Below are 945 nucleotides of genomic sequence, written 5' to 3' on the forward strand. Positions count from 1 at the left end.
TACAGTGCGGGGCTTAGCTACCCCCACACCCCGACAAGCTAAGCTGGGAAAAGTTGTGCTTTTCTGGATGTGCCCCCGCCGCCTCAGCCTTCTGTGCAGGATGACTTTCCTCCCTTGCCTCCCCCCCCTTCCCGTTCTCCGGCCTTGAGGGTGGTGGAGACAGCTTTTTTGGCCAGTACGGCAGCCTTGATCTGGATCCTGAGCTACACGCCGCTAGCTCCTTTCATGCGCCTGTTTTTCCCCATCCCGGTGGCGCTGGCGGTGATGCGCTGGGATCCCCGCACAGGGGCAATGGCCCTGGTGGTCTCCGGCCTGTTGCTGACGGTGCTGATAGGGCCCACGCGCAGCATTCTCTATGTCATTCCCTATGGTCTGCTGGGCTATTGGTGTGCCCGCCTGTGGCAGCAGCGTCTTTCCTGGTACGTCTCGGTGGTGAGCGGGGCTGTGCTCAGCGCCCTGGGCTTGATCTTTCAGTTGGTGCTTTCCTCCCTACTGGTGGGGGAAAACCTCTGGATCTACGTAACCATTCAACTTACCGGCCTAACCAACTGGCTCCTGGATGTGTCCCTCAGCCGATGGGGCGTCTACTGGGTGGCAGAACCCTGGATGGTTCAGGTGGTGGTGGTGGGATTTATTGCCTTCAATTCCCTCATCTACGTATTCACGGTGCATTTGGTGGCCGCCCTGGTGATGGAGCACTTTCATTGCCCGCTGCCACCCCCGCCGAAGTGGGTACAGTTTTTGCTGGATTAGCAGCCCCTGTGAGTTGTACAAGAGCAGAGCAAGCTGCTCTACAAATGAGTTCTTGACAAATCTTGACAAATGAGTTCTTGGCAAAAGTCCCACCCTATTGCCATGCAACGCTACAGGAATGCAAGAACTGGAAGGTTCTCTGCTACGATCGCGGTAGCGGGACGGAGTCCTTTCGCGGTAGCGGGACGGAGT

The 945-nt window shown here is 57.7% G+C and carries 1 protein-coding gene; it reads left to right on the forward strand.

Features of this window, described 5'->3' with window-relative positions; translation table 11 throughout:
* Window positions 1-114 precede the first annotated feature (114 nt).
* Window positions 115-753: a DUF2232 domain-containing protein gene (locus NW843_RS13495; protein ID WP_414523204.1), complete on the forward strand. Its 639-nt coding sequence runs from the start codon at window positions 115-117 to the stop codon at window positions 751-753.
* Window positions 754-945: the final 192 nt, after the last annotated feature.

Source organism: Synechococcus sp. R5-12 (assembly GCF_047502655.1).
GTDB lineage: Bacteria > Cyanobacteriota > Cyanobacteriia > Thermostichales > Thermostichaceae > Thermostichus.